The following is a 21,937-nucleotide window of genomic DNA, read 5'->3' on the forward strand; positions in this document are numbered from 1 at the left end:
TTGCGCCTTGCACGGCGCGTCACTTTTGCCAATCGCGGCAAAAGTAACCAAAACCGCTTGCCCCTGCATCCGGCCCCGGCTTCGCCGGGGTCCCCTCGCTCCGGTGCCGTTCCAGGGGCTCGCCACGAAGGGCCGTCCATGGCCCTCGCGGCTTTCGCGGCATCCCTGCCGCTCAACCCCCTCCACGACACCTGCGCTCGGCCTGCTGATGGGGCGAATTGGTGTGGCCTGATGGTTTTGGTGTGGAAAAGCCAGAAAGCGAAGCTGTTGTGGTCTCGCATCGGCGGCGTTCTGTTGTGCCTTGCACGGCGCGAAATGTTTTTGTAGGAGCCCGCTTGCGGGCGATGCTTTTGCTTCTGTTTCTTGGCGTCTCGCTGAGGTGTTTTGGCCGCCGCGCTTTCCTCGGCCCGAACTACCGATTGCGCCCTGCACGGCGCGTCACTTTTGCCAATCGCGGCAAAAGTAACCAAAACCGCTTGCCCCTGCATCCGGCCCCGGCTTTGCCGGGGTCCCCTCGCTCCGGTGCCGTTCCAGGGGCACGCCGCGAAGGGCCATCCATGGCCCTCGCGGCTCTCGCGGCATCCCTGCCGCTCGACCCCTTCCACGACACCTGCGCTCGGCCTGCTAAAGGGGCGAATTGGTGTGGCCTGTTGGTTTTGGTGTGGCAAGCCAGAAAAGCAGAAGCCGAGCTGTTGTGGTCTCGAACGCGGGAACACCCGTAGGGCGCATCCGCGAAGCAATGCACCGGTTTCGCATCGGCGATGTCCCCGGCGGATTGTTCGCTTCGCTCCGGAATCCGCCCTACGTCTGTAATGCAGCAATCACCCAAACGTCAGCCGCCGTAGGGTGGAAAACCGCAAAGCGTTTTCCACCGCTTGCACTCAACGAAGCCTTTACCTGGCTATCCATGTTGTGCCCAACCGGCGCGTGCTCAAACTTTTGATTTCACTTGCACCACACTCCAGACCACTCGGACCAACCCCCTTTCATCCGGCCGAACGCAGGCGTTGCGCAGGGGGACGCGAGGCAGGACGCCGAGCGAGGCGCGGCGGGACAGGGACGTCCCGTCGTGACGCGCCCCCGGAGCGGCGCCGGAGTGAGGGCAGTCTTCGCGCAGCGAAGACCCGGATGACGGGGCGCGTTTTCTTTTGCTTACTTTTCTTTGCCGCGCGGCAAAGAAAAGTGAGGCGCCGTGCAAGGCGCAACCTGTAGTCCGGCTCGCGGAAAGCGCGGCGCCCAAAACGCCCGGGCGAGACGCCAAGAAACAAAGCAAAAGCATCGCCCGCAAGCGGGCTCCTACAAATTCTTCCAAACTTCCACGCCGTGCAAGGCGCACCTGGCAAGAACTAGACGTCCCCCGGCCTCTAACGTACGGCCATGCCACCCCAACCTTTACCGCCGCTCCCGCCAGCAGCTCTCGCACAGCCGAAACTGCCGGCTCAGCAATGGCATCGCCTTGCCGCATTGGGTGCAGGCTCGTGCGTCGCTGCCGGTGATCCGTCGCTGGTCGGTGCGGCGTGGCTTGCGTTGGCGGGACAGTTCGCGGGTGATGGCATCGTTGAGCAGGCGTCGGTGCTCTTCGCCTTTTTCCACCCAGGGGAAGAAGTCGGGCAGGGCGCGGGCGAGGTGCAGGTAGGTTTCGATCACGTGCAGCGTCGACTCCAGCGTTGCCAGGTCGCTGCCGAGCAGCAGACGCGGCAGGTCGATGGCCTTGCCCTGGGCGACTTTCTTCAGCCATTGCTGCGCGAGAGTAGCCGCCGGGCTGTCGAGCCCGCCGCGGATGGGCGTGCAGGCGAAGATCCAGCGCAGGGCCAGGTCGATCTGCGGATCGTCGATCGCCTTGATCCACTCGGCCAGTTCGTCGGGCAGTACCGAGACGAACTCGGCGCCATAGTTGATGTTGCGGTTGAAGGTCAGCCAGGCGCGTAGCAGGCTCGGCTCGTTCATCAGTTCGGAGATCGCCCGCAGGTGGTCGATCGAGGGGCGCACCTGGAACTGCGCGAGGTCGACCGGCTGGTCCTGGCTGTTGAACAGGCGCTTGATGGTCTTGAGCGTCGACGGATCGAGCGCGGTGATGCTGCCCTCGTCGTGGTGGCCGAAACGGCCGGCGCGCCCGCCGATCTGCTTGACCTCCTGCACGTTGAGCTGGCGGTTCTGGATGCCGTCGAACTTCTCGTCCGTGTAGAAGCACAGCGTGTGCGCGGGCAGGTTGAGCCCCATGCCGACGGCGTCGGTGGCGACCATGATGTCCGCCTCGCCTTCGCGAAAGCGCCGTGCCTGCTCGCGTCGCACTTCTGGCGAGAGGGCGCCGTAGACCACCGACACCGATTTGCCGGTCATCTCCAGCAGGGCCTTGAGTTCGAGCACGGTGCGGCGGCTGAAGGCGACCAGCATCGAACCGGGCTCCAGGTGCTTGAGCGTGGTCGAGTGCCGAGCGACCTCGACCGGCGACAGGCGCTTGGTGCGCTGGATCACCAGCCGGTCTTCGCACAGGTCGCAGAGTGTCTTGAGCGAGGGCTCGATCAGCGCTGGCCCGGTCATCAACAACTCGGGCGTGTGCGCGGCGACCAGCGCATCGACCCATGCCCAGCCGCGTTGCCCGTCGGCCATCATCTGCACCTCGTCGACCACTACCACCTCCCAGTGACGATGGCGGAAGCGGGCGAATTCCTCGACCGTGCAGCAAAAGTGCGTGGCGCCTTCGCGGATGATCTGCTCCTCACCGGTGATGAGCGAGCAGGGTGTGCCGGCGGCCTCGATGCGTTCCTGGTTTTCCAGCGCCATCAGGCGCAGCGGCGAGAGGTAGATGCCGTGTGTGACGTTGCGCATGGCTTCGATCGCGCGATGGGTCTTGCCGCTGTTGGTCGGGCCGAGCAGGGCGGTCCACTTGCGCGTCAGGCGCCGGGCCGAGTACAGCTGGTGGTAATGAGCGAAGCGCGGGTCTTCGAGCAGGATGGCGAAGGCCATCTTCTCGCGGTGATCGCGTACCACGGCGCGGATCGCCCGGCGCGCCTTGCCGGGTTCGAGCAGCAGGATTTCGGCGATGCGCTTCTGGCCGAGCTGGCTGAGGTCCAGTCCTTCGGCTTCGTCGACGAGGCTGTCGAACCGCTCCTGCACCTCCCGGCGGTCCTCGGCCTTGCGCTCGGCGACTTCGGCCGCCGTCAGCACATGGCCCTGACCGGCCGGGATGCGGCGCTGGATGTCGAGCGCCAGGTCGCCGTGGCGCAGCTCGACCACATAGCGCAGCTCGTGGCAGACCTCGTTGAGCGTCTCGACGGCGCGGGGGAGGAAGTCGTCGACCCGCTCCCGCTCGTCCGGCACGCGGGCGAGGCAGGCGGCCTTTTCCTCGTCGCTCATCTGCCGGAAAGGCGCTTCGAGGATCTGCAACCGGCCGCGCACCCAATGCTGGACGGCCAGTCGCGCCTGCTCGTCGAAGTCCGCGACGCTGTGGCTGTCACCGATGCGCAAGGCCCACTCCGGTTGCAAGAGCTGCTGCACGGCGCCGCAGTCGAAGCGCTTCTCGGCGCCGAAGACGTCGACGGTGCAGGCCCAGGTCTCCCGGTGCTTGCCGAGCACCCGGGCCGCCAGCGAGGTCGCCTCCGGCTCGGCCAGCAGCTCGGCGACCGCGGCCGCATCCAATCCGAGCCAGAATGCCTTGGCGGCGCGACCGAACTGCGGGTACGGGAAGCCGGTGTAGGGCGTGAACCACTGTTCCTGGTGTTTGCTCTTGGGGACGAAGTCGGGGTAGGTCGTGCTCGCCCAGCCGAGAAAGCGCTGGAGTCGTTCCAGGCGAATGGCCTTGCGCTGCGGATGGTGCTCCCTGGACATGACCGACCCCTCGCTGATCAATGGCTGTCATAAGTCGGACCTGTCGGCGGGCAAGACGATCAACCGCCTGCGCGACCACCTGGCTACAATGCCGGTCCTTCCTTCTGGGCGCACATCATGACCGACCCCATCCGCCTGTCCAAACGCGTGATCGAATTGACCGGCTGCTCACGCCGCGAGGCCGAGCTGTACATCGGTGGCGGCTGGGTGACGGTCGATGGCGAAGTCATCGACGAACCGCAGTTCAAGGTCGCCGATCAGCGCGTCGAACTGCTGCCCGGCGCAAGCCCCCAACCGCTCGAGCCGGTGACCCTGCTGCTGAACCAGCCGGCGGGCGCCCTCAGCGGCGACGAGGCGCTGCGCCAGCTGCTGCGGGCAGAAACCCACTGGGCGCTCGACCCCCTCGAGCAGCGCGTGCTCAAGGGCCACTTCGTCCGGCTGAGCGGCAGCGTGCCGCTGGTCGCCGGTGCCAGCGGGCTGGCGGTGTTCACCCAGGATTGGCGCACCCAGCGCAAGCTCACGTCGGACATCGGCAAGCTGGAGCAGGAGTACATCGTCGAGGTGAAGGGCGAGATCAGCCCCACCGGGTTTGACCGTCTCAAGCGCGGGCAGACGTACAAGGGCGTGGCTCTGCCGCCCTGCAAGGCGAGCTGGCAGAACGAAAGCCACCTGCGCATCGTCATCAAAAATCCCGGACCCGACCTGATCCAGACGCTGTGCGCGAGCGTCGGGCTGCATGTCGCCGGGCTGAAGCGCATCCGTGTCGGTGGCGTGTCGATGGGCAAACTGCCGCTCGGTGAGTGGCGCTACGTGGCGCCGGCCGAGCGCTTCTGATAGCCAATCCCTAAGTAGGGAAAGTCCGCCGCCGCGCTGCACGATCGACTCGGCAGCCGCGGCGGCGGTGGCAACCCTCAGTGGGCCAGCCACTGGTCGGTGATGCGCTTGTATTCGCCGGTCTTCTTCGCCAGGCGCAGCCATTGGTCGACATAGGCCTTCCAGGCGACGTCGTCGCGCGGCAGCAGGAAGGCCTTCTCGCTGAATTGCAGCGGATGGTCCGGGTTGACGGCGCAGAGGCCCGGGTAGTTGCGCTTCTGGTACAGCGCCTCGGAGGCATCGGTGATCATCACGTCGGCTTCGCCATCGGCCACCTGCTTGAAGATCACCGTGTTGTCCTCGAACAGCTCCAGCTGCGCGTTCGGCAGCTCGCGACGGACGAAGGCTTCGTTGGTGCCACCCGGCGGTTCGATCAGCCGCACCGAGGGCTGGTTGAGCTGCTCGATGGTCTGGTAGCGGGCGACGTCGTCGCAGCGCACCAGCGGGATCTTGCCGTCGACCGCGATTGGGTCGCTGAAGAAGGCGTTCTTCTGCCGTTCCAGCGAGATGGAGATGCCGCCCACGGCGATGTCGCAGCTGCCGTCGAGAAAGTCCGGCATCAGGGTCTTCCAGCGGGTGGGCTCCCATTCGATCTTGACGCCGAGGCTCTTGGCCAGCGATTCGGCCAGTGCGATGTCGATGCCTTCGTAGGTGCCGTCGTCGCGCAGGTAGGTGTAGGGCTTGTAGTCACCGGTGGTGCAGACGGTCAGGGTGCCGCGTTGCTGAACGCTATCGAGCCGCGACTCGGTGGTTGCCGCGTGGGCCGTCGTGCCGGTCATCAGCAGGCCGGCGAGGATCAGGGTTTTCATGCACTGCGTCCTTGGTGCGGCCGCGCCGGGGTGGCGCGGTCGGTTCTTGTCGTCGCCGCAACCGGAGCGGTGGCGGTCACTGGACGCTAGCCGAAGCCGGCGGGCTTTCCAAGGTCGTTGGCCAAATCCGTTGGCCAGCGGTCTGTCGGCGAGCGGATCAGCGCGTGACGATGCGTACGCGCCCGGCCGTGGTGTCGCGCCCGCCGGCACGCGCGTTGGCCGAGCGACCGGGGATGGCCGCCACGCTGTCGGCGATCTCGCCCGCGCTGGTCCGGTCCTCCTCGGTGAGGCCGGTGCTGACCGACGTCGCGTCGGGATAACCGGTGGTCAGTGCCTCGGTGCTGGCCGTGGCGGGGCGTGGGTTGCGTTCGCCCCAGCGGGCGGCGCGCTCGTCGACATCGATCGCACCGTGGCGGGTCATGGCCTGCTCGACCTCGTCGATTCGCGATTCGTCGTCGAGCGTCACGGTGACGAGGGTCGATCCGCGCCGCATCGCTTCGGGAAAATGGGCCAGATGCGCGGGATGGCCTTCGCCGAACAGGCTGTGGAAGAAGCCGCTGACCTTCTCGCCCAGCGATTCCTCGGGCTGGCGCGCGACCTCGACCCGGCTGCCGGCCACCGTCTCCGGGTTGCTCGATGCGGAGAGCTGGAGGGCGTCGGCCGGCAGGCCTGCGGCGAGAAGATCGTGCTTGACCCGTTCGGCGTCGGCGTAATGGTCGAAGGCGGCAATCAGGATGTGCGTCATGGTTGGCTCCGGTCGGTCGTCGGTTTGGGCGTCGGGGAAACGCCAATGCAGTGCGCTATCGAAGGTTGGGCGCGTGGCGCATCGGTAGGTTCAGCCGATCCTGCGAGCCTCGACACCGCCGGTCGAATCGCCCACGCGGCCGCTGGCACCGGGTTGAGGCGCCGCGGGCACGGCGCGTAGAATCCGACTCCTCAGTCACACCCTCCATACCCCATCGTCGCCGATCGCGTCGGGCCTGCCCGTTCGCGCGCCGCGGCATTGGCGGTCGTGGTCATTTCGCAAGCCCGCCCGGGCCAGCAGAGACTCGATGAACCTACCTCCCGACGCCGACAACGGCCGCTGGCTCAGTGTCGTGGCACTGGCGCTGGCCGCTTTCATCTTCAACACCACCGAGTTCGTGCCGATCGCCTTGCTGACCGACATCGGCGCGAGTTTCGACATGCGCCCGGCCGAAGTCGGACTGATGCTGACGCTCTACGCCTGGATCGTGGCGCTGACCTCGCTGCCGATGATGCTGCTGACGCGCAACATTGAACGGCGCCGCCTGTTGATGGGGCTGTTCGGGCTGTTCATCGGCAGCCATCTGGTGTCGAGCGTGGCGACCAGCTACGGCATGCTCATTGTCAGCCGCATCGGCATCGCGCTGGCGCATGCGGTGTTCTGGTCGATCACCGCGTCGCTGGCCGTGCGGGTCGCGCCCGCCGGCAAGCAGGCGCAGGCGCTGGGTTTGCTGGCGACCGGCAGCGCACTGGCGATGGTGCTGGGCATTCCGCTCGGCCGCGTGGTGGGCGAGGCGTTGGGCTGGCGCACCACCTTCCTGGCGATCGCGGTGGTATCGGGGCTGACGATGTTCGTCCTGGCGCGCGCGCTGCCGCTGTTGCCGAGCCAGAACTCGGGCTCGCTGCGCAGCCTACCGATCCTGTTCCGACGCCCGGTGCTGCTGGCCGTCTATGGAATGACGGCGATCGTGATCACCGCGCACTTCACCGCCTACAGCTACATCGAGCCCTTCGCCGAGCGCATCGCGCAGCTGAGCGGGCAATCGATCACGGTGTTGCTGCTGACGTTCGGCGGCGCCGGCCTGTTCGGTTCGATGCTGTTCAGCCGCTACAGCACGGGTTATCCGCGCGCGTTCACGCTGGTGGCGCTCGCGGTGCTGGCCAGCTGTCTGTTGCTGTTGCTGCCGGCGGCGCGCAGCCCGGTTTCGCTGGCGGTGCTGGCGGTGATCTGGGGCGTGGCGGGCATGTGCTTCGGCCTGTCGCTGCAGGCGCGCGTGCTGTCGCTGGCGCGCGATGCGACGGACGTGGCGATGGCGATGTTCTCCGGCATCTACAACATCGGCATCGGCGGTGGGGCGCTGCTCGGCAGCCTGGTGAGCCTTCACCTGGGGCTGCCGAACGTGGGCTATGTCGGCGGCGTGCTGGCGCTGGGCGGCCTGCTGCTCGGCCTGTTCGCCACCTTCCGGCTGGCGCAGCCACAGCCGGCGACGCCGTAAGCGCAGCCGGCCAGCGTCCGGCGGAGCGGGTCAGAGTTCGCGGGTGAAGCGCTCGACCGCGCTGACCACCTGCTTGGCGGCATCCTGGATCTCGACGATCACGGCACCGGCCTGATTGGCCAGCCCCAACCCCTGGACCGCCTGTTCGCGGCTGGCGAACATGTTGCGCACCGCTTCGTCGGCCAGGGCCTGGTTCTGCTGCACCACGGTGACGATCTCGTCGGTGGCGGCGCTGGTACGGCCGGCGAGCTGGCGCACTTCGTCGGCGACCACCGCGAAGCCGCGGCCCTGTTCGCCGGCTCGCGCGGCTTCGATGGCGGCGTTGAGCGCGAGCAGGTTGGTCTGTGCGGCGATGCCGCCGATGGTCTGCACGATCGAGCTGATCAGCAGCGACTGCTTGCCCAGCGCCTCGATGCCGTCGGTGGCCGACTGCACCTCTTCGGCGATCTTCTGCATGGTGGCCTGGGTCTGCTTGACCACGTCGGCACCGCGCTCGGCGCTGACGTCGGTCTGCAGCGAAATGTCGTACGCGGTCCCGGCCGCCTCGCGCACTTCCTTCTCGCGCATCACCTGGTCGGTGACCACGCTGGCGAACTTGACCACCTTGTAGAGCTTGCCCTCGGTGTCGTGCACCGGGTTGTAGGTCGCTTCCAGCCAGACCTCGTTGCCGTGGCGGTCGACCCGCTTGAAGCGGTTGGAGACGTACTCGCCCTTGTTGAGGGTCTGCCAGAACGTCTTGTAGCCCGCCGACGCGGCCTCGTCGGCGGTGCAGAACAGGCTGTGGTGCTTGCCCTGGATGTCGCCGAGCTTGTAGCCCATGGTCCGCAGGAACTGCTCGTTGGCGGTGATCACGGTGCCGTCGAGGTTGAACTGGATGACCGCGGTCGAGCGCAGCAGGGCGGTGATGAAGGCTTCGTTTTCCTTGGCGAGGTGCATCGAATCGCTGACGTCGCTGGCGAAGCCCTGAATGTGCAGGAGCTGGCCATTGGGCGCGGCGATCGGGTACCAGTGCACGTGCAGCCAGGCGAGGCTGCCGTCCTGGCGCAGGTAGCGGTAGTCGTCGTCGACCGGTTGCAGCTTCGCCACTGCGCCACGGAAGTTGTGGAAGCAGGGCAGGTTCTTCACGTACGACGGCACGATCTCGGCCATCGGTCGACCCTCGAGCTGCGCGCGGCTGTAGCCCAGGCAACGGGCGAAGCTGTCGTTGCAGCTGGCGATGCGGAACTGCGGGTCGAGGGTCAACGAGAGCCTGCTCGCATGCATCTTGTCGACCAGCTGGCGCAATCCCTGCAGGGCTGCCTCTTTCTCTTGCAGTTCGGTTTTCAAGCGGCGGTCGAACATGAGCGTTCCTTGGTGTCATGCGAGGACGGGTGACGGGCTATCGGCGCGGCGGCGCCAGCCTTTAGCGCGTGGTGCGATTGATGCAGGCGAGGGCGGGCCGCCCCTCGGCGACCCGCGGCTCTGGCCGATCAGGCCTTGGGTCGGATGGTCTTGAGCAGATCGTCCGGCGTGATGTGGCCGACCACGCCCGCCGCGCTGCCCGGCTGCGGCAGGTCGAGGATGTGCCCCTTCATGCGGCCCACGACGTGCATCTCGCAGGGCTTGCAGTCGAACTTCAAGGTCAGCACCTCATCGCCATGGACCAGCTGCATCGGCGCGACCTTGGTGCGCACACCGGTCACACCCTTGGCCTGCTTCGGGCAGAGGTTGAAGGAGAAGCGCAGGCAGTGCTTGGTGATCATCACCGGTACGTCGCCGGTTTCCTCGTGCGCCTCGTAGGCGGCGTCGATCAGCTGCACGCCGTGGCGATGGTAGAAGGCGCGGGCCTTCTCGTTGTAGACGTTGGCGAGGAATGACAGGTGCGACTCCGGGTAGACCGGCGGCGGCACGCTTTCGGCCTTGCGACCGCCGACCGGGCGGAGCGTGGCGCGCGCCGCATCCAGGGCTTCGATGGCTTCGCGGCGCAGCGCCTTGAGCTGCGAATTGGGAATGAAGAACGCCTCGGGCGCGTCCAGTTCGATGGCCTCGGCGTGGTAGAGGGTCGTGCCGAGCTGGCCGAGCAGGTCTTCGAGTTGCGCCAGCGCCTGCTCGGGTTTCTTCGCTTCGCCGAACGGGCCGTCGAGACGCGCGGTCGCCGCGGCGCCTTCTTCGCTGGTCGCGGTCAGCTGCAGACCATCGCGGCGCAGATAGGCGTGCCAGCGCAGCGCGACACGTCGCTCGGCCGAGGTCTTGAGCAGCGCCTGCTGCCAGTTGTGGTCGAGGTTGCGGTTGAGCGGGTGGTTCGGGCGCAGCTGGCGCAGGGCGGCGGGCATCTCGTTCGGCTCGACGCGGTACTGCCAGCGCGGTTGGCCGTCTTCCTCCAGCTGCTTCAGTGGCTCGACCACGCTGGCGCGAAAACCCACCACCTCCCGCTTGATCAGCACGTTGAGCCCGTCCCCGTTCGACAGCGGCTCCTGCGTCTGCACGGTGAGATCGTGCTTGCCGACCTTGAGCACTTCGCCCACGGCAAGGCCGGTGAAGGTCGGCGAGTCGAAGGCACCGATGTCGATCTTGCGGTCGTTGACGAAGTAATCGGTGCTGCCGCGATGAAAGGTCTTGTCCGGGTCCGGCACGAAGAAATGCTCGGTGCGGCCGCTGGACGCGCGGGCGAGGTCGGTCCGCTCGTCGAGGATTTCATCCAGGCGCTGGCGATAGTAGGCGGTGATGTTCTTGACGTAGCTGACATCCTTGTAGCGCCCCTCGATCTTGAACGAGCGCACGCCGGCCTCGACCAGCGCCCGCAGGTTGGCGCTCTGGTTGTTGTCCTTCATCGACAGCAGATGCTTTTCGAAGGCGACGACACGGCCCTGATCATCCTTGAGCGTGTAGGGCAGGCGGCAGGCCTGCGAGCAATCGCCGCGGTTGGCGCTGCGGCCGGTCTGCGCGTGACTGATGTAGCACTGGCCGGAAAACGCGACGCACAGGGCGCCGTGGATGAAGAATTCCAGCGTCGTGTCCACCTCGTCGTGAATCTCGCGGATCTCCTGCAGATTCAGCTCGCGCGCCAGGACCAGCTGGGAGAAGCCCGCGTTGGCCAGAAATTTCGCGCGCGCCAGGGTGCGGATGTCGGTCTGGGTGCTGGCATGGATCTCGATCGGCGGGATGTCGAGTTCCATGATGCCCATGTCCTGCACGATGAGCGCATCGACGCCGGCGTCGTACAGCTGGTGGATGAGCGCGCGTGCCGCCTCGAGTTCGTCGTCGTGCAGGATGGTGTTCAGCGTGACGAATACCCGGACGTGGAACCGATGGGCGAAGGCCACCAGCTCGGCGATCTCGGCCACGCTGTTCTCGGCGTTGTGCCGCGCACCGAAACTCGGTCCGCCGATGTACACGGCGTCGGCCCCGTGCAGGATCGCTTCGCGGGCGATGGAGACGTCCCGCGCGGGTGCGAGCAATTCGAGATGGTGTTTGGGCAGGGACATGGCGGCGAGTCGGCTGAAGAAAAGAAGGGCGGCATTGTAGCGGCGCTGCGACGGTTTGTAGCGGGCCACCGACCGGGTGGCGGGCCGGCCGTCCGGCTGCAACCGCCGGTCGGTTCGCGCATGATGTGCCGCTACGCCCCGAGGAGATTGCCATGCGTGCCCTGAGCCTGTTCGCCGTCCTCGCCCTGTCGTTCCTCTCGAGCCCGGATTCGTCCCATGCGGCCGAGACGCTGCGGCTGGTCGACGCGATCAACCGCTTCCGCAGCGAGGTCCGCGCCTGCGACGGCGCCGCCTCGGTGCCATCGCCGCCGCTGCGACTGGATTCGCGGCTGGTGTTGCGCGCCGACGGGGCCGGCGACCTGCAAGGCGCGCTCGCCGGGACGGGCTATCCGATGGCGACGGTACGGGCGATCAGCCTGTCCGGGCCTCGCGAGGCGCAGGCGGCGATGAGCGCCCTGGGCGAGAGCTATTGCCGGGTGCTGCTCGATCCGCAATTCGTCGACATCGGCGTCAGCCAGCAAGGGCGCGACTGGCGAATCGTGTTGGCGCGGCCGCTGCTCGCCGGGCGACTCGGCGACTGGCAGGCGGAAGGTCGCGCGTTGCTGGAGCGGATCAACACCCTGCGCGCCGAGCCACGCCAATGTGGCGACCGGACCTTCGCCGCCGCGCCGCCGGTGAGCTGGCAGGCCGTGCTCGGCCAGTCGGCCGAGGCGCATGCCCGCGCCATGGCCAACGGCCGATTCTTCTCGCATCTGGGCGCGGAGGGCTACACGCCCGGTGATCGCGCCGAGCTGGCTGGCTTCGACGGAGCGGTGAACGAGTTGCTGGCGGCCGGCGTCGGCATACCACAGGAGGTGGTCGACGGCTGGCTGGCCACGCCGACGCTATGCGCCGTCGTGATGAATCCTCGATTCAGTCAGTTCGGCGGGGCTTATGCGAGCGACCCGCAGAGCGAGGCTGGCATCTACTGGGTCGGGCTGTTTGGCGCGCCCTAGCGACCCGATCGGCCTAGAGCGACGCGGCAACGGCCAGCAGCATGCCGCTGGCGACGGGCAGCCAGAGCGCAAGGCGCGGGGCGTACGGCATCAGCATCAGCAAGACGAAGCCGGCCAGCGAGATCGAACCGAACCAGGCGACTATCGCCATGCCGACCGGCCAGACAAGCCCGGCTGCCCAACCGGCCAACCCAAGCGACAGCACGCCGATGGGCCTGCACAGGCGCTGGGCGTAGGCGGGTAATCGGCCGGTCGCGAGCTGCTTCCAGTGGCGATCCATACCGAGGCAAAGGCCGAGCATGCCGGCGTAGGCCAGCACGACGCAGAGGGTGAACGAAGCGGCTGGATTCATTGTGCCGCTCCGGCTGGGCGAACCCTAAGGAGCGGCTCGGAGCGGCCTTTCGCCGACAGTGCCGGCACTTTCCACGCCGTCCAGCCGAATACCAGGCCCATCATGGCGGCGGCGGAGTCGATGCTCAGGCGGACCCTGTCGGTCGTGTCGGCGCTGAGGAAATCCAGCAGCGGCAGTGCCAGCGCCAGCACCGCCGCGACCAGCAGTTGCTCGCGCCAGGCGTGGAAGGGCGGGCGCCACATGGCATGCAGCAAGGTGGCCAGCCAGACGCCGAAGAAGGCCGCCAGTTCGGCGCTGGCACGGGCTTCGAGCGCGGCCGGCAGCAGTCGGTTGCTCCACAGCAGCGCCAGGCAGGCGACCGCCAGCCCGGCGATCACCGAGACATTCAGGCGCTCGACGACCGCCAGGAAGCGGTCGTCCCGAGCTTGCTTGCGCTTCTTCACGGCATAGAGCACCAGGCCGCTGCCGATCATCGCGCAGCTGACCAGGCCGCAGAGGAAGTACAACCAGCGCATCGGATAGCCGCCGAACTGCGCGAAATGCAGCCCCGCCAGCACCCGCTGGGTCAGCAGGCTCGCGCGTGCCGGCGCCGGTTCATGCAGCAGCGCGCCGCTTACGCCGTCGTAGGTCAGCCCTTGACCCTTGGTCAGCTCGATGCGGTTACCCAGCACCGGCCGCACCGTGACGCGCGCATCGGCCTGTCCCGGATCGCTCACCGAGACCGCCGCGACCATGCCGCGTCCGTAGTACGCCTCGCCCTGTTCGACGAACTGCCCGAGCGCCAGCAGGGGCGCGGCGGGGGCCTGGCTCTTCGGCGCATCGCGCCCGAAGCCGCGCCCTGTCTGGGCTGCGGCGGCCGGATCGGCCTCGCGGAACAGCGCCTGACGATCGCCGCCGTACAGCGCGTCCACGGCGGCCGGCATGTAGAGCACACAAAAGATCGCCAGCCCGGTGTAGGTGATCATCAGATGGAACGGCAACAGCAGAACGGCGCTGGCGTTATGCCCGTCGAGCCAGGAGCGCTGCCCCTTCGCGGGGCGGAAGGTGAAGAAGTCCTTGAAGATCTTCTTGTGGATGATGATCCCGCTGACCAGCGCCACCAGCATCGCCATCGCCGCGAAACCCACCACCCAGACACCCAGCAGCCGCGGCAGGTGCAAGGTGTAGTGGAAGTGGAAGAAGAACGCCCCGCCGAGCGTGTCGCGCACCGCCAGCGGCTCACCTGACTCGGCATCGAGGGGTGTGTTCTCGCCGCGCCGCTGGCCATCGACCGAAACGGCCAGGCGCGGCGAACGCTCGGTCGGCAGCGCGATGGTCCAGCTCGACGATGTCGGGTGGTTGGCCTGGAGCCAGCGCTGGGCAACGTTCGCCGCCACGACCGGCCCCTGGTCCTGGTTGGTCAGCTCGGGCGCCATCCACCAGTCGATCTCCTTGTCGAAGACGGCCAGCGTGCCGGTCAGGAAGATCGCGAACAGCGCCCATCCCAGCAGCAGCCCCACCCAGGTATGCACGCCGGACATCGACTGCGTGAGCGAAGGTGCGCGCGCCATCAGCGAAGCCCTTCCAGCAGTTGCGGCCAGAAGCCGATCGCCGCCAGCGGCAGCGTCGCCATCACGCCCAGCAGCACGCGCCAGCTCGAGCGCGTGGTCAGCGCCCAAAGCACGAACGTCAGGTAGACGACGAAGGAGGCGAGCATCGCGATGGCCGCCGCATCGTAACGATCGAAGGGCAGCAACCGCGCCAGCGCAGCGGTCGCCGCGTAGGTGAAGGCATAGCCGCCGAGCACAGCCATGACGATGCGTAACAAAAGGACCTGCCAGGCACGCCCATCCTTGGCTGCGGTTCGAGCCATGTCGAAAATCTCTCGTTGCAGGAAATGGTCCCGCGCGCCTCGGGCTCGCTGCGACGATATCGCAGACCCGCCCGGGCGCCGGGCATGCAAATGCTATGTATTCTCAACAAAGAGTAAAGTGCATTTACAAAGTAAACGAGCGAAATGTTGGGAATGGGCTGTCTGCAGGGCCGCGTTGAGGGCAATGAAAGGTCGCCGGTGCGTTGGCGCCACGCCGTCTTGCTGCGGCATTGCAGCGAACGGCCACCTTTTTACGCCTATTCAAAATGGCGTTGCCCCGCGACCTTCGCCGGCCATCCACATCTGGCAAGCGTTCTTAGTCAGCGCAGCTGTGCCGGGTTCCATGCTGGGCCTATCGCCCCTTGTGTCGATGCCTGGCGATGATCGCGTCTTGAAGACTCCGCCCGCGCATGGCCTTTGCCAGTCCCGCGCGGTAAGGTTCGGACCCAGTTCATCGACGAAGCGCACCATGAGAACCGATAGTCGCCTGTCCCGGATGCTTCACGTCCTGCTGCATATGGCGCGGGATGCGCGGCCGGTGACGTCCGAGCAGATCGCGCAGATGCTCGGCACCAACGCGGCGGTGGTGCGGCGCACCATGACCGGGCTGCGCAAGGCCGGGTACGTGCGTGCGGACAAGGGCTACAACGGCGGCTGGAGCCTGGCGGCGGACCTTCATCAGGTGACGTTGCTCGATATCTTCACGGCGGTCGGTGGGCCGCGCATCTTCGCCATCGGCCCGGACCGCGATCACCCCGATTGCCTCGTCGAGCAGGTCGTCAATGCGGTGCTCGACGACGCCCTGCGGCAGGCCGAAGCCCTGTTGTTGCAGCGTCTGGGCGCCGTGACCCTCGCTGACCTGTCGAGCGAGTTCAACAGCCTGTACAGCACGTGTCCGGGCATGCCGTCCGGGCACGCGCCTCCATAACCGACCGAAGCTGCTCGATTACCGGACGAATGCACTTCTCGTCTTTCTGCTAATTAGTGTAACTTCAAAAGCTACATAAATTAGTGAGGGGGCTTCGGTATGTATGACGCAATCATCCTGGGCGGCAGCTACGCGGGATTGTCAGCCGGACTGCCATTGGCGCGGGCTCGCCGACGGGTGCTGGTGATCGACGCCGGCCTGCGTCGCAACCGGTTCGCCGCGGCTTCCCATGGCTTCCTCACGCAGGATGGCGCGCCGCCGGACGAGATCGCCGCGCACGGCCGCGAGCAGCTCATGAACTACGGCACGGTCGACTGGCTGCACACCGAGATTCAGCACGTCGAACGGGCGGAGCAGGGCTTCCGGCTTCTCGATCGGCAGGGCGAGGCGTATCAGGCGCGCGTATTGATCCTGGCGACCGGCGTCGTCGACGAGCTGCCCGATATTCCAGGCCTGGCCGAGCGCTGGGGTACCCGCGTTTTCCATTGTCCGTACTGCCACGGCTATGAGTTGCAGCGGGGCCGTATCGGCGTGCTGGCCGTCTCGGCGATCTCGATGCATCAGGCCCTGATGCTGCCCGACTGGGGCCGCACGACCTTCCTGCTCAACCGAGCCTTCGAGCCGTCCGCCGAAGAGTTGGCGCAGTTGCAGCAACGCGGCGTCGCGCTGGAACGCGCTCCGGTGGTCCGCCTGGATGGCGAGCCGCTGGAGGTGATCCTCGAAGAGGGCCGCACCCTGGCGCTGGATGGCCTGTTCGTCGCACCGCGCATGCGCCTGTCGCCGCTCGTGTCGCAGCTCGGTTGCGCGCTGGAGGAGGGGCCGATGGGGGCGTTCATTCGCACCGACCCGACCCAGGCGACGTCGATTCCCGGGCTGTTCGCCTGTGGCGATGTCGCACGCGGCGCGGGGTCTGTGCCGCTGGCGGTGGGTGACGGCGCGATGGCTGGCACGGCGGCGCATCGCTTTCTGATGTTCGGCTGACAGGCGCCCGCCGTTCGATTCCGGCAATCGTTTTGAAATCCGCCGATTGCCGTGCATGCTCTCGCTCCACTCAAGCCGATAGCCCCTTGGAGAGGACGTGGCCTTGCGACAGAAGAAACCGGTAGACCCCATTCGCCAGGCGGAGAAGAACCGCGCGTACCGTATCGGCTGGCTGATCGCCCTGGCGGGCATCCTGTGCGGATTCGCCCTGCTGGCGCTCAAGCCAGCGTAGGGATTGCTGCTGGTTGGCACGGCGCAAACGCATCGAGCAAGCGCTGCCACGACCCCATGCCAGGCGCTCGCCGGACCTGTCGTCAGCCGATCCGGCGCTCGGACTGACGGCATGCACGTTGCGCCCGGCCAGGGTTCAAACAGGAAGGGCCACTGGCGGCCTGACTGTGAGGTGAACGATGGCAAACGAATCAGAAAACGACCTGACTGGGCAGCACCAGGAAGTCAACCAGCAGGAGCGCGAAGCGCCTTCGCGAAGCGATCCGGGCGTGGACCGCTCTTCGGGTGCCGCGGGCAAGCCGGATGAAGGCGGCCTGACCGATGAGGACGTGGATATGTTCGAGGACGATCCCAACATTCCCACCGAGTGACGTCATTCGGCCCCGCAAGCGCGGGGCCACTTTTAATGGCCGGCGGTGTCCGGCGCCGCACCGCAGTTGCCGAGACGAGCCGTGCAAGGCGGCGAAGTCTTGTACCGCTTGAATCGCACCATCGTCCTACCGAGACCAGCGCCGCAGGCGCCCGCCGATGAAGCCGCCTGTGACGAATACCAGCGACCACAGCGACACGAACAGCAGCCCGACGCCCAGCAGCGGGTCGATGGGCCGGAGTAGAAGCAGATACAGGACCTGCCCCGCCATCCCGCCCAGGTACAGCGCCCAGAGGGGCTTCGGGGCCAAGAGACCGGATAGAACCCCCGACAAAACCAGCGCGACGGCGTAATACCAGCCGTCCGCATCCCAGGGCTCGACGTGCCCCGTCAGCCACGGTGACAGCGCCCACACCGCGAAGGTCGCCACGGTTGCGATCAAGAACGGGCGGATTGGCGACCGGTTCATGTTGGCCTGCCGCTGCCGGGCCGGCGTGCGGGCTGGGCGGTGATCGTCAGGGCAGGATGAGGCGGCATTGTCCGGTTCCATTGTTCGTTGGCGTTCAGCGTGAGGGGATCGTGCTTCAGCCGCCTGACTGCGCAAAGCTGGGCCGGCGGCCCACCGGCCGATCGACGATCTACCCCACGAAGAACATCGCGATACAGCAGGCGGCGCCGAGCAGCCAGAGCACCGACCTCGCATTGGCCCAGTCCGCCAGGTAGGCACCGATGTACCCGATCCGCGTAGCGATGAAGGCGAGAGCGAGGCCATCGATCAGGGCCTGCGATTCTTGCGAGCGCTCGTTCAGCAGCACGCCGGCGATGAAGATCGGGAGTATCTCGAAGCCATTCATCTGCGCGGCGTTCGCTCGGGCCTGCCAGCCCTCCAGGCTCGCCAGCCACTGACGCGGATTATGGTTATCGAAGCCGCCCTCTCCACGCGGCTTGCCGAAGCCCCGGGCCTTGGCGATCCATGCGCAAGCGATGGGAAGCAGGCAGGCAACCAGGATGCAGCCTTCGGCAATCGTCATCTTGTTCAGACCTTTTCAAGTGATGGGCTTGCGCCCGCGACGCGCGACGCTGCCGCTTCGTGGTACGGAACGGTGTGCAGGCGCCCCCGCCGTGGCGCGACCGTGATTCTAGGTCGAGGATCGGTTTTCTGCCCCGGCGAAGGTGCCGATGGGTAGTGCTTCACCGTACCCATCGATCGTAGGTTGGCCGTTCCGCCGGGGCATGGCCTCTGCGCTGCCTTCGTCAGGCCATGGCGATAGGCGTGTCCGTCAATGTTTCCTGGAGCTCGGCGACCAGTTCGTCGACTTCTCGCTGCGCCTGTTTCACCGAGGCCGCCAACACCTCGCCACCCGTTTCCTGACCCTCGATTGCGATTTGATGAATGCGGGTGATGCCGATGAAATTAAGCGCCGTCACCAGATTAGGCTCCAGGTGGTTCATGTGCGCCATGTCGCCGCCGGAGCCGAAGCCGATGCCGCCCCTGGCAGTGAGAATGACGACGTGCCGAGGCCGATCGCCCAGCATGGGAACGTAGGGGTCGGGGTGCCTGGTTTCATCGATGCCGACCGTTCGGCCCAGGCGCACGATCTGATCGACCCAGGCCTTGAGCGCCGCCGGCATGCCGAAGTTGTACAGCGACTGGCAGATGCTCCGCTCCAGGGCCGGTTACCAGCCAGGACAGTGCTAGTAGATAGGCACCATTTAAATCATATGGGTAACTGGCACGAGTCGGTCGCACCCACGAATGAGGAAACGGACGCGACCGGGCGCAGCCCATCAGGTTCGGCGTTGGAGGAACTCTGCCGCTCAAGAGCAGGGCGGGTTGCTTTGAGTCTTGGCGCTACGCCGGCTAATTGGTTTCCTCTTTGTTTATAAAATGACTGGGGCTATACAATGTGGTGCTATGCTTTTGACCGAATTTTCATGGCTAATTTATTCGCATGCCATCCAAATGAGAGATTTAGCATTAAATAATAGACCGAAGTCACCGCGCTTATAATGATGAGCCACGTCGGTGCTGAGAGCGCGGAAAAAATTCCGGTTATTTCAGTAATCCCTTGCGGACCTAATACAACGGAAATCAATATGGCTACGCCGGCGATAGAAATGGCAACTGATGATAATAGGCAGCCTAATATCAAATTGTATTTTTCTGTCTTGTCTGGCGCCCTTTGGTTTATTGTCACAAATTGATTAGAGGTAATAATGGATGCACCCATAAGCATTGCTATGTTTGCTCCGGAGCCGAGGTCAATATCGAAGCCGTATGCAAGCACGTTAAAAAATAGCATTAATGCTGCGTTTAACAACGCAAACAATCCTACATAGTTAATAACCGATATCTCGTTTTTAGATGTCATGGAACGTCCTTGTGTTTCATCGTTGATTAGCAGGTAAGCTGCATTCACGTGTGTGAGTCAATTGCAAAGCGGTCAACGTGAGGGGGTTGATCGCTGGTGTCCTTCAATCTGTCGTGAGCTTCAGCAGGCCGACTGCGAGAAGCAGCCAAGCCATCCCGGCGAAGCAGAGCCACCAGGCCACTACCATGCGGTGTTTAATGAAGTGGGGCAGATTGCGTAGTTCGCTTTCCAACAGGTCTCCCCGGTTTATGTGACCTTTGGGGAACAATGCTATAGCTGCCAAACTGCTGGTTAACACAAAACGGGAGTGAAGGCCGCTGTCACCCCAAAGCATTCTCTGCCTAATCACGTATCCGCTATTTGGGAACGTATGGAGTATCGTGTCGAGATTTTGGTATGCCATTACAAGAATCATGAGCAGGCCTGAGAACCCAATCGCGAAAGGGGCCAGCATAAAAGCGAATGCCCACCAAGAATTCCAAAACTCAGTCATGGCTTAGTCTGCCCGTACAAGAATTCTCCCATCCACTCGCCACCTGCTGAACCACCGGCCCCACCAGCAACCGAAGCTCCGCCAACCACTACCAGACCGCAGGCAACACCGCCCAGTCCGCCTGTCGCAATTCCAAGGGCGACGCAAACCGATCCCGCCGCAGGACTAGCAATCGCCACAGCTAGCGCTCCACCACCGAGCGCCCCAGCAAAATTACCCGTCTCGGTAAATTGAATCTTCTGACACGCCTGGGTTTCGCCGGCCTGACAAACCTCCCGGACTTTTAATGCAGAGGCCGTTGCAGAGGCCGTGCCGCCCAAAGGCAAAGTCTATATAGCTGCCAGCTTATGGTATTTCACCGACATGGCCATTTTGTCCATATGGATGAGGTTGCTGTAGGGCTAGCATGGTGGGCTGGGTACCTTAGCTTTCACTCAATACTACCGAATTTGAGCAGAGCTACTGCGATTAGCAGCCAAGCAAAGCCAACAGACAGAAGGCAGAGCGAGACGCTCATTAGCCGTTTTATATCTGGAGGGAAATTACGAACTTCAACCGGATCAAGCGTGCCTTGCCGAATATGTATTTTTGGCCAAAGTAGGAATCCCCCAGTGCTTCCGACCTGCATAAATCTTGACACAAAATCGAATCCAGCCCAAAGACGCTGATAGTTCTTGACCCCTAGGCTGTTGGGGAAAGCTGCGATTATTTGATCGTAATAGCGATGCGTGACGTATGCCTGAACGGCCAGTCCTGAAAGCCCTATCACAAAAGGTGCTATTAAAAATACTATTTGCAAATCCAATGGCCAAGTTTCAAACCAAGTACTGAAATTCATCACTGGATCCTTTCATAAACTTTGTCCCCGACCAATTCGCCAGCCCATCCACCTCCAGCCCCGCCTACAGTTGAAGCCCCACCGACTACAACCAAGCCACAGACGATGCCGCCAAGCCCGCCGGAGGCCAGACCTATAGCGCCGCACACATAAGGAGCTGCGGCTATTCCTATACCCATGCCAGCCGACCCACCTCCGAGCCCCCCGACGAAACTCCCCGTCTCCGTAAATCGAATCTTCTGACAAGCCTGGGTTTCGCCAGCCTGACACACCTCTTGAACTTTCAAGACGGAGGCCGTGCCGCCCAGGGCAATACCTATGTAGGTGCCGTTCTTGAGGTACTTGGCCGCCTTGGCTATCTCATCCATATGGGTGGCGTATCCGGGAATCTGGCCCGGTGCACCGCCCCTGCTCCAATGGTGTACAAGGCTGCGGGTGGATATGCCGAGATCCTGGCGCAAGGCTGGGTAGTTGCCTAGTCCCAGTTGTTTGCCAAGGAGGGTCGCCTGCAGCTGATTGTCGAGTTGGCGGTAGAGTTGTTGGCGGGACGTGAAGAATTGCTGGCTGCGTAGATGGCCATGCGCTGCGAACTCGCGCTGATGAAGGTATTCGATATCGCGCAGCGTGTTCTCGATTTGCTTCAAGCCGCTCCCAAGCACGTCGGTGCCGAGCCCCAGCGACCCGCTTGCGCCGCCCACCATCAAAGCGATTTCGGCTTGATGGTCGGCCATGAAATTGGCTTCGCTCTCGCTCAATGGCTCCAGAGCCGCGCGCACCTCGGCGGCAGCAGCCATCAGCTCAGCTTCTTCGCGTGAACAAGCAGCTGGATTGATCAGGTTGCCGAGGAGGAACATTTCTCCGGCTTTGAAGCCTTTCGTAAAGGTTGGATTTAGCGCCTTGATGCGGTTGACCAGATGTTTGTGAGGCGTATCCGCAAATAATGTGGCAAGCACCTGCTCGCCGGACATGCTGCGCGGCACGATGTAGAAGCCCGGCGGCAGCGCCTCGGGGAGCTTGAGCATGTCGGGTGGTGGCCAATCCGATAGCTCTGGAGTGGCTTCGGCTTTTTGCTCCCAGGCTGCGAAGGAGGCGCCGCCGTTACCTCGCTTGGCCTTCGGCAGCTTCGCCTGACGGCTCCAGTCATGATCTGGCATCCAGCTGGAGTCGTGGTTACCTTCGTTGTCAGGTTTCCAGCCGGTGTCCGGGTTCCAGCCTTGATCAAACGGGTAGGCCGGGTCTTTGAGGGTGTCCGTCCCCATGTCTATCTCCCTATTGTTGAATCGGGCCGCAGTCTATCTGTTCAAGGCTTTT

At 64.7% G+C, this 21,937-nt stretch carries 21 protein-coding genes and 1 pseudogene; 7 read left to right on the plus strand and 15 right to left on the minus strand.

The features are described 5' to 3' along the window. Nucleotides 1-1,392: 1,392 nt before the first annotated feature. On the minus strand, nucleotides 1,393-3,828 hold the full coding sequence (locus tag D7325_RS12700; RefSeq protein WP_120996154.1) for a DEAD/DEAH box helicase: 2,436 nt from the start codon (nucleotides 3,826-3,828) through the stop codon (nucleotides 1,393-1,395). 117 nt (nucleotides 3,829-3,945) lie between these two features. Between D7325_RS12700 and D7325_RS12705 the strand changes: the two genes are divergently transcribed. Further along, entirely contained in the window at nucleotides 3,946-4,662 is a 717-nt protein-coding gene (locus D7325_RS12705; RefSeq protein ID WP_120996156.1) for an rRNA pseudouridine synthase, read from the plus strand. 77 nt (nucleotides 4,663-4,739) lie between these two features. Here D7325_RS12705 and D7325_RS12710 read toward each other — a convergent pair whose 3' ends face one another. Further along, on the minus strand, nucleotides 4,740-5,510 hold the full coding sequence (locus D7325_RS12710) for a transporter substrate-binding domain-containing protein (RefSeq protein ID WP_120996158.1): 771 nt from the start codon (nucleotides 5,508-5,510) through the stop codon (nucleotides 4,740-4,742). A 157-nt stretch (nucleotides 5,511-5,667) separates the two neighbouring features. Continuing rightward, nucleotides 5,668-6,255 (minus strand): hypothetical protein, encoded by a 588-nt coding sequence (locus D7325_RS12715; RefSeq protein ID WP_120996160.1) that lies wholly within the window; start codon nucleotides 6,253-6,255, stop codon nucleotides 5,668-5,670. Nucleotides 6,256-6,562: 307 nt separating this feature from the next. Here D7325_RS12715 and D7325_RS12720 point away from each other — a divergent pair, with 307 nt between their 5' ends. Beyond that, nucleotides 6,563-7,750 carry a sugar transporter gene (locus D7325_RS12720; RefSeq protein ID WP_120996162.1) on the plus strand — a complete coding sequence of 396 codons (1,188 nt, stop codon included), beginning with the start codon at nucleotides 6,563-6,565 and terminating at the stop codon, nucleotides 7,748-7,750. Between the two features lie 30 nt (nucleotides 7,751-7,780). Here D7325_RS12720 and D7325_RS12725 read toward each other — a convergent pair whose 3' ends face one another. Then, a complete protein-coding gene (locus D7325_RS12725; protein WP_120996164.1) occupies nucleotides 7,781-9,091 on the minus strand; it encodes a methyl-accepting chemotaxis protein in 1,311 nt (436 codons plus the stop codon). 128 nt (nucleotides 9,092-9,219) lie between these two features. After that, entirely contained in the window at nucleotides 9,220-11,214 is a 1,995-nt protein-coding gene (locus D7325_RS12730) for a peptidase U32 family protein (RefSeq protein ID WP_120996605.1), read from the minus strand. Between the two features lie 152 nt (nucleotides 11,215-11,366). On the opposite strand from D7325_RS12730, the gene D7325_RS12735 reads away from it, so the two are divergent. Further along, nucleotides 11,367-12,209, plus strand: a complete 843-nt coding sequence (locus D7325_RS12735) for a CAP domain-containing protein (protein WP_120996166.1) — start codon at nucleotides 11,367-11,369, stop codon at nucleotides 12,207-12,209. A 13-nt stretch (nucleotides 12,210-12,222) separates the two neighbouring features. On the opposite strand, the gene D7325_RS12740 is transcribed toward D7325_RS12735, so the two are convergent. The 3 genes from D7325_RS12740 to D7325_RS12750 are packed head-to-tail and all read right to left on the minus strand — an operon-like array spanning nucleotide 12,223 to nucleotide 14,413. After that, entirely contained in the window at nucleotides 12,223-12,561 is a 339-nt protein-coding gene (locus D7325_RS12740; RefSeq protein WP_120996168.1) for a DUF3325 domain-containing protein, read from the minus strand. Then, nucleotides 12,558-14,111 (minus strand): PepSY-associated TM helix domain-containing protein, encoded by a 1,554-nt coding sequence (locus D7325_RS12745; RefSeq protein WP_120996170.1) that lies wholly within the window; start codon nucleotides 14,109-14,111, stop codon nucleotides 12,558-12,560. Before D7325_RS12745 ends, D7325_RS12740 begins: the two co-directional genes overlap by 4 nt. Further along, entirely contained in the window at nucleotides 14,111-14,413 is a 303-nt protein-coding gene (locus D7325_RS12750; RefSeq protein WP_120996172.1) for an iron transporter, read from the minus strand. Before D7325_RS12750 ends, D7325_RS12745 begins: the two co-directional genes overlap by 1 nt. Nucleotides 14,414-14,882: 469 nt before the next feature. Here D7325_RS12750 and D7325_RS12755 point away from each other — a divergent pair, with 469 nt between their 5' ends. From D7325_RS12755 to D7325_RS12765, 4 genes are all read left to right on the plus strand, one after another. Next, on the plus strand, nucleotides 14,883-15,341 hold the full coding sequence (locus D7325_RS12755) for an Rrf2 family transcriptional regulator (RefSeq protein WP_120996174.1): 459 nt from the start codon (nucleotides 14,883-14,885) through the stop codon (nucleotides 15,339-15,341). Between the two features lie 99 nt (nucleotides 15,342-15,440). Beyond that, nucleotides 15,441-16,322 carry an NAD(P)/FAD-dependent oxidoreductase gene (locus D7325_RS12760; protein WP_120996176.1) on the plus strand — a complete coding sequence of 294 codons (882 nt, stop codon included), beginning with the start codon at nucleotides 15,441-15,443 and terminating at the stop codon, nucleotides 16,320-16,322. Nucleotides 16,323-16,425: 103 nt separating this feature from the next. After that, on the plus strand, nucleotides 16,426-16,554 hold the full coding sequence (locus D7325_RS19380) for a hypothetical protein (RefSeq protein ID WP_281273515.1): 129 nt from the start codon (nucleotides 16,426-16,428) through the stop codon (nucleotides 16,552-16,554). 178 nt (nucleotides 16,555-16,732) lie between these two features. Next, complete coding sequence (locus tag D7325_RS12765) at nucleotides 16,733-16,924, plus strand: hypothetical protein (protein ID WP_120996178.1); 192 nt, start codon at nucleotides 16,733-16,735, stop codon at nucleotides 16,922-16,924. 126 nt (nucleotides 16,925-17,050) lie between these two features. Here the strand turns inward: D7325_RS12765 and D7325_RS12770 are convergent, their stop codons facing one another. The 7 genes and pseudogenes from D7325_RS12770 to D7325_RS12790 form a co-directional block, all read right to left on the minus strand. Further along, nucleotides 17,051-17,473: a hypothetical protein gene (locus D7325_RS12770; RefSeq protein WP_245962076.1), complete on the minus strand. Its 423-nt coding sequence runs from the start codon at nucleotides 17,471-17,473 to the stop codon at nucleotides 17,051-17,053. A gap of 88 nt (nucleotides 17,474-17,561) precedes the next feature. Continuing rightward, complete coding sequence (locus D7325_RS12775; RefSeq protein ID WP_120996180.1) at nucleotides 17,562-17,954, minus strand: MAPEG family protein; 393 nt, start codon at nucleotides 17,952-17,954, stop codon at nucleotides 17,562-17,564. Nucleotides 17,955-18,177: 223 nt separating this feature from the next. Then, a pseudogene (locus tag D7325_RS12780) lies at nucleotides 18,178-18,570 on the minus strand (NAD(P)H-dependent oxidoreductase); the annotation flags it as partial. A 266-nt stretch (nucleotides 18,571-18,836) separates the two neighbouring features. Continuing rightward, the gene (locus D7325_RS19095; RefSeq protein ID WP_162988046.1) at nucleotides 18,837-19,295 is read right to left on the minus strand and encodes an ABZJ_00895 family protein; all 459 of its coding nucleotides are present in this window, start codon (nucleotides 19,293-19,295) and stop codon (nucleotides 18,837-18,839) included. A gap of 103 nt (nucleotides 19,296-19,398) precedes the next feature. Then, complete coding sequence (locus D7325_RS12785) at nucleotides 19,399-19,788, minus strand: hypothetical protein (RefSeq protein WP_120996182.1); 390 nt, start codon at nucleotides 19,786-19,788, stop codon at nucleotides 19,399-19,401. Between the two features lie 430 nt (nucleotides 19,789-20,218). Continuing rightward, on the minus strand, nucleotides 20,219-20,626 hold the full coding sequence (locus tag D7325_RS19100) for a hypothetical protein (protein ID WP_162988047.1): 408 nt from the start codon (nucleotides 20,624-20,626) through the stop codon (nucleotides 20,219-20,221). Beyond that, entirely contained in the window at nucleotides 20,626-21,885 is a 1,260-nt protein-coding gene (locus tag D7325_RS12790) for a hypothetical protein (RefSeq protein ID WP_120996184.1), read from the minus strand. The genes D7325_RS19100 and D7325_RS12790 overlap by 1 nt, the downstream gene beginning before the upstream one ends. Nucleotides 21,886-21,937: the final 52 nt, after the last annotated feature.

Source organism: Stutzerimonas urumqiensis (assembly GCF_003640395.1).
Lineage (GTDB): Bacteria > Pseudomonadota > Gammaproteobacteria > Pseudomonadales > Pseudomonadaceae > Stutzerimonas > Stutzerimonas urumqiensis.